Genomic DNA, 6,588 nt, shown 5'->3' with positions numbered 1-6,588 from the left:
AACAACGGTTAATTCGAATTCCATTGTATCACGCCCGCTCCGTTACTTGTAGTCCTCAAAAACAACTCTGGTGATCAGAGCCTCTTGATGCAACTCTTCATTCGTAACCTGTCGGGAAATCCGGCACTCGGATGACAGCTTTAAGGGTAAACCTGTTTGACGGTCTATAGTTAAATGGTATACAGCCTGCACACTGGAATGCTCCAACTGGTTATTCATATCCTCACAACTCTGCTTCCATACTTGGCTCAGCTTTTGTTGCAGTTCTCGGTTTGTTTCTGTATGTTGCATTTTTAATACCCCGAATTGAGGATTTAATGTATTCATTTCTTCCATTAAACGCTCCTTCAACCAACGCTTTGCCGAGGCTGGTTCTGGTTCAATCCTCACCACCCAAGTTCCACGGGCAGCTCCCTTTTCCATACGAATGCTCTTATTCAGTGTATTTAATTCCTCAAGCTCCTGAATCGGATTGAAGCGATTCAACAACCCATTTTGAACCATAGGAGCATCCCCAGATGCCAGCACAATCCATTTTCCCTTTTGACGAAGAAACCGTTCATGTGTAACACCAGACTCGGACTTATCCTTTTTCAGGGCTACATAGTCGCCTTGCTTACGGAAAGCCTCTGCCGATCCCCACTGCATGATCATTTCATCGTGATTTTGTAGCTTCCCGCGATATTTAAATTGTTTAGTCGTAGGCAGACCACCGTTAGCTCTAATTCCAGTTTGTCCGGTAAACGTTACCTTCTCCTTGCCAGCCATCCCTGCAACAGCTCTTCTAAAAATCTGCTCAGGAGTAGATTGCCGATCCAGTGCACAACCGCTTAACACACATACGATTAGAAACACACAGTAACCTCGCATCACCCATTGCTTTCTCCAATGCATACCATCATCCGTCCTATCCTAAACATGACTACACATCATGAGTAAAATGTTCTGTTCAGACCATTCATGTAATAGCTATGTTTAGGATTACCTGTCTACAATCGGTTATGCAAGACAAAAAGAGAACATTCCTTAAGGAATATTCTCTACATATCGTCTGTATGATCAATAACTATGCGATTACGCCCTTCATTTTTCGCTTCATACAAGGCCATATCAGCCCTATAAAATAAAGATTCGATACTGATCTGCTCGTCCAGCCAGTTCCATTCTGCAATCCCGCAGGAAACAGTCACCTGAGGATCAGTTTCATACTGTACACGGCAACGTATTTTTTCTGCATATTCTAGTGCCTGTTGTACCCCCAGCTGCGGCAAATAAATGGCAAGCTCCTCTCCACCCCATCTGGCACATACATCCTCATCTCGGGTCGCTGTACGAACAATATTGCTGACGCTTTTTAAAATTTCGTCCCCCGTCTGATGACCATACGTATCATTCACCTGCTTGAATTGATCAATATCCACCAAAATAAGAGAGCCACAGAAATCCTTTTCCTGATGTTCCTGAATGATGCGGTCTACATAATGACGTACATACAAACCTGTTAATATGTCCATATTCGCCAGACGCCGCACTTCCGCGTGCAGCATAGCATTGGTTACAGCCAGCCCGATATGAGGAGCTAGCATTTGCAGCATCTTGTAATTATCGTAAGAAAAAAAGTGTGGAAGCTTACTCGACAATAATATAACTCCTCTAGGGGTGCCCCTGTTCTTCATAGGCACTGCCATCAAAGACTGGGAGCCTGTTGTATCCATAAATCGAGAAGATATTTTCCCATCCTTTCTATAATCTGACACAATGACGGGTTCTCCTGTTTTGCTTATCAATCCAGCAAATCCGCCTTCACGAGGGTAACTCTCCAGCTTTAAACTTTCCACATTACTTGACATGACCTTAAAGCAGCTTTCATCCTGATCCAACTGCACAATACAACAAAAGTCGGCCATGAACATTTTTAATAACTCCTGCACGGCAAACTCAAATATTTCATTTAATTTCAGACTTTGATTTAAACGCTGAACCAGCTCATTAATGAGCCGCAATTCATGGATCAGTACATTCGATTGCTCCAACAACTTTGCATTTTCAAATGCGGTGCCAGCTGTATCTGCCATCATCACAATCAGCTCTACATCCACTTTTTCCATACTATCCGCACCTGCCGGAAGAATCATATGGAAAACACCGTATACCCCCTGCTTACCACGTAACGGGATACCAATTTCAGTTATTTCATCATGTGGGCCGGCAGGCTCATTCACAGCCATTTGCCCTTTCATAAATGCACGGACACATACATCCTCGTCCCGTTCATGCAGCAACAAAGGTTTGACCTGAGGATTTCGACTGTGCCGATCCTGACTCATATACAATGTAATATCCACATGGGGAAACAAATAGGCGATGCTTCCAAATACTTCATCTAGCACGCCTTCCACATCAATCTTGTCATGCATCCGTTTTACAATTTGAAATAAAATAGAGCGGCGTCTACCTTCACGTTCGCTCCGATTCTGCATGCCTAGGATATCTTCCATAAAAATATACTCAAACTTCGAGTAAAAGCAGGATCTAAAATGCAAAGAAGCCACTAACAATGCATCCTGATTTGAGACAGAATGTTGAGCAGTCCGTGTAAAACGAAGAGCAGCAAAGGGATCTTTCTTGTAATTGCGGCATAGTATGGGGACCATATATACAAATGCAAGGCTCCCATCTCGAAGTTTACGCTGGCTCACTTCCATCTCTCTAGATATACAACAACGCTCGACCAATTCTAGATCCTCGTCATCATCCTCTTCCCTACCAGCAACCCGAACACCTGTAAAATTAAAAACAGCAGTACATTCTTCGCTGATCCAGGATATACCATTGCTCTGCTGTATCCAATTCCGATATCCTTGGACGAGAAGCTGATTAATATAGGGGTAATCATAGGGTGTCATATCCATGTTCTGGAGCCAGGCAAAAGACGTATATCCTTTATCATCAAACAGCGGAGCACCGCTAGCCTGAACTGTTTTACTGTCAAGCGTTTGCTGATCCGTTGTTGAAAATTCCGACATATTAAGGCGCTCCTTCACAGCAAAATTAGCTGTACCAAGACAGCGGCTATACACCACTATAGCTCATAATATGATCTATTCTACTCTCAACTTTAGAAATTTGCATCCATTTTTCAGAAATCAGTCCTGCTTTTTTAGTTCTAAAGCCCTATCGACAAATTTTGACGTTTTCATTCTTTTTCTCTTCTTGACATTGACCCACTATTACCTATAATATATATTATTGAAAAAGACTGTACGGCAGAACTATCTACTGTGCGGATCTTAAATTTTGGGCGTAACAGTTTGTGTCACCCTCATCTTATTTGTTGCTGACAGGACAGCGGCTGAACTTTTCTGTCAGTAGTGCGTCTTACCTTACTCGGTAGCGCCGAACAAATTGGAGCGCAAAGAGAGCCCCAACTCAAATTTTAATTATGAAGGAGTTAACTCTATAATGGCACGTTACACTGGTCCTAAATTTAAATTGAGCCGTCGTCTCGGTATTTCCCTGAGCGGCACAGGTAAAGAATTGAAACGCCCTTTCCCTCCGGGACAACATGGTGCAAACCAACGGAGAAAAATCAGTAACTACGGTATGCAGCTTCAAGAAAAACAAAAGCTGCGCCACATGTACGGTTTGGGTGAAAAACAATTCCGTACCCTGTTCAACAAAGCTCAACACATGCACGGTATCGCTGGTGAAAACTTTATGTTCTTGCTGGAAAGCCGCCTGGACAACCTTGTATTCCGTCTTGGCTTTGCTAATTCCCGTGCAGGCGCACGTCAATTGGTAGCTCATGGTCACGTTACTGTGAACGGCAAAAAAGTTGACATCGCTTCTTACCAAGTAAGCCCTGGCGACGTGATCGGTCTTCGTGAAAGAAGTCGTTCCCTGTCTTCCATCAAAGAAGCTTTGGAAAACCGTAACCACTTGGCAGCTTACCTGGAGTACAATGACGCAGCTCTGGAAGGTAAATACATCCGTTTGCCTGAGCGTGCAGAATTGTCCCAAGATATCGATGAAAAACAAATCGTCGAATTCTACAACCGCTAATCCTTGGATTAGCACTGAAAAGCACCCGAATACATTCGGGTGCTTTTTTTATATTCCCCTCGTATCAAGCCTGAGGGTTTACTCAATGGGGATATATACCTTCATACTCAAATGATCAGGATAGGAATTCATGACGTCCGTAATTTCAAAGTCAGGCCCTTCCCTCCGTTCAAAATTAGAATTAGGAAGCCATGTGCCGTAGATGAAGTCTCGTATATTTTGAACACGTCCATTTGAACCTGAAGCGTCAAACTCAGCATACTTGCCTGCTGGAATCTCCATATATATGAAGCCCTCTTCCAGTTCTTCCGACTCTTTTTCAACTGCCTCACCCACCACAAATGAAAAAGCACCGTTGTCTTCAAATCGGCAGGCAATCCCATAGGACATTCCCGGTGCGATTTTATTCGGAATACACATAAAATATTCATTTGCCCCAAAGTGTTCATAAAATCCTGGAATTTCTTTATAGTGCTGCTCATTATTCAAATTTGTTTTATATTCATATCCTACAATTTTAGTCGCTTCGAGTTGCAGTATCACAGGCTTGTTCACATCTAATCCCCCCGTTATATTCTTTTGATAATCCAGAAAATTGATTTTGCTTTGGCCAGAAAGCTCAATATCACAGTTACGATATTTCCCCGGGGTAATCCCAAAACTTTTTTCAAAAGCACGGGTAAAAGCTTCTTGTGAGTTGTACTGATACTCAATAGCAATGTCTAATACCTTGTGATTGGATTGCTTTAGCCGTTTAGCCGCTTCGGACAACCTTCTCCTTCTTATATACTGTTGAACTGTAAAACCCGAAATGGCCTGAAAAACCCGTTGAAAATGAAAAGCTGAAAAGTAGGCCTGTGAAGCAATCTCCGTAATTTTCAAATCCTCCCGGAGATTCAATTCGATAAACTCAATCGCACACTGAATCCGTTTAAAATAGTCCATATAATCCTTCCCCGTACTTGTAATTTATCTAGCCTACATCTACATTGGGCAACCCACATATTCATTATGTAAAACTCTTTACCTACTTGTTTGATTATTTGTGCTAAGTTTACCATGGCTTTTCACTTGATAGAAATAAAAAAAACAGCACTGAGATACGAAATCAAACTCAACGCTGCTTTTAAATGTATTTTAATTATCCGAGCTTGATTTTAGCAAATTTCCGTTTACCTACCTGTACAATGTCGCCTTCCTGCGGCTTGTATGCTTCGTTCACATCGGTCCACTTCTCTTCGTTAATTTTGACCGAACCTTGCTGAATACTGCGCTTAGCCTCACCATTAGATGCTGCAAAGCCTAGATGAGTCAGCAACTGGATTACACGAATGCCGCCTTCATCCAACTGATCTGCTGTTAAAGTGAATTCTTCAATATCATCAGGAAGCGCGCGTTGCTGGAATACAGTCACAAAATGCTGCTTGGCTGCTTCCGCCGCCTCTTCACCGTGGTACATGCGCACCAATGTTCCAGCCAGCTTCATTTTGGCATCACGCGGATGTACTGAACCCGCCTTAACCCCTTTCGCCAGCTCTGCCAGTTCATCATTGCTAATATCTGTTGCAAGCTCAAAATATTTCAGCATGAGCTCGTCAGGAACAGACATGGATTTACCGTAAATTTCATTCGGCTCCTCATCCACACCAATGTAGTTCCCCAAACTTTTACTCATCTTTTGAACGCCATCAAGTCCCTCAAGCAGTGGTAATGTAATAGTCGCCTGTGGCTCCACTCCGTATTCTTTTTGCAGCGTTCTACCCATCAGAAGATTAAACTTCTGATCTGTCCCTCCCAACTCTATATCGCTTTGGAGAGCCACAGAGTCCATGCCCTGCATCAGAGGGTAAAAGAACTCATGGATGCTGATCGGCAAGCCATTTTGGTACCGTTTGGTAAAATCATCCCGTTCCAACATGCGGGCAACCGTTACTTTGGCAGACAGGGTTACCACATCCGCAAAAGACATCGGTCCTAACCACTCGGAATTGTAGTATACCTTTGTCTTTTCAGGATCAAGGATCTTAAAAATTTGCTCCTTGTACGTTTGTGCATTGCGCTGAACATCTTCCTCAGTCAGTTGCTTGCGGGTCTCCGATTTACCTGTCGGATCACCAATTCTGCCAGTAAAATCCCCGATAATCAGTTGCACTTGATGACCTAGTTCCTGGAACTGGCGTAGTTTGTGCATAACAACTGTATGTCCGATGTGGATGTCGGGCGCGGACGGGTCCAGACCGAGCTTAATTTTAAGCGGCTCGCCGCTAACAACCGATTTGATCACCTTACGCTTCAGCTCATCCTCAGGTACGATTTCCGCTACTCCACGGCGGATCACCTCTAGCTGTCGTTCTACCTCTGCCTGTTGCTCAGGCTTCAATTCTTCCCATTTCATCCTGAATTCCTCCTAAACTTTATCCAAAAATTACTATTAAACAAACCAAAAAGCCCCTTTCATCCCAAGGGACGAGAAGGAGCTGCTCGCGTTACCACCCTAATTAAAGAAACGTATGCCAAAAATACAGA

At 43.3% G+C, this 6,588-nt stretch carries 5 protein-coding genes; 1 reads left to right on the top strand and 4 read right to left on the bottom strand.

Going from position 1 to position 6,588, the window contains the following annotated elements:
* Positions 1–42: 42 nt before the first annotated feature.
* Together AC5V8P_RS22050 and AC5V8P_RS22045 are read right to left on the bottom strand one after the other, a co-directional pair.
* The gene (locus AC5V8P_RS22050; RefSeq protein WP_064796297.1) at positions 43–870 is read right to left on the bottom strand and encodes a hypothetical protein; all 828 of its coding nucleotides are present in this window, start codon (positions 868–870) and stop codon (positions 43–45) included.
* A gap of 170 nt (positions 871–1,040) precedes the next feature.
* On the bottom strand, positions 1,041–3,026 hold the full coding sequence (locus AC5V8P_RS22045; RefSeq protein WP_064796296.1) for a sensor domain-containing diguanylate cyclase: 1,986 nt from the start codon (positions 3,024–3,026) through the stop codon (positions 1,041–1,043).
* A 436-nt stretch (positions 3,027–3,462) separates the two neighbouring features.
* On the opposite strand from AC5V8P_RS22045, the gene rpsD reads away from it, so the two are divergent.
* On the top strand, positions 3,463–4,062 hold the full coding sequence (gene rpsD, locus AC5V8P_RS22040; RefSeq protein WP_063213646.1) for a 30S ribosomal protein S4: 600 nt from the start codon (positions 3,463–3,465) through the stop codon (positions 4,060–4,062).
* 78 nt (positions 4,063–4,140) lie between these two features.
* Here the strand turns inward: rpsD and AC5V8P_RS22035 are convergent, their stop codons facing one another.
* Positions 4,141–5,007, bottom strand: coding sequence for an AraC family transcriptional regulator (locus AC5V8P_RS22035; RefSeq protein WP_064796295.1), 867 nt, complete (start codon positions 5,005–5,007; stop codon positions 4,141–4,143).
* A gap of 196 nt (positions 5,008–5,203) precedes the next feature.
* Positions 5,204–6,457 carry a tyrosine--tRNA ligase gene (gene tyrS / locus AC5V8P_RS22030; protein WP_064796294.1) on the bottom strand — a complete coding sequence of 418 codons (1,254 nt, stop codon included), beginning with the start codon at positions 6,455–6,457 and terminating at the stop codon, positions 5,204–5,206.
* Positions 6,458–6,588: the final 131 nt, after the last annotated feature.

The sequence above is a fragment of the Paenibacillus sp. N119s genome (genome assembly GCF_059447605.1).
Note: the sequence above shows the minus strand (reverse complement) of the source record. Positions and strands in the feature narration are given on the sequence as shown.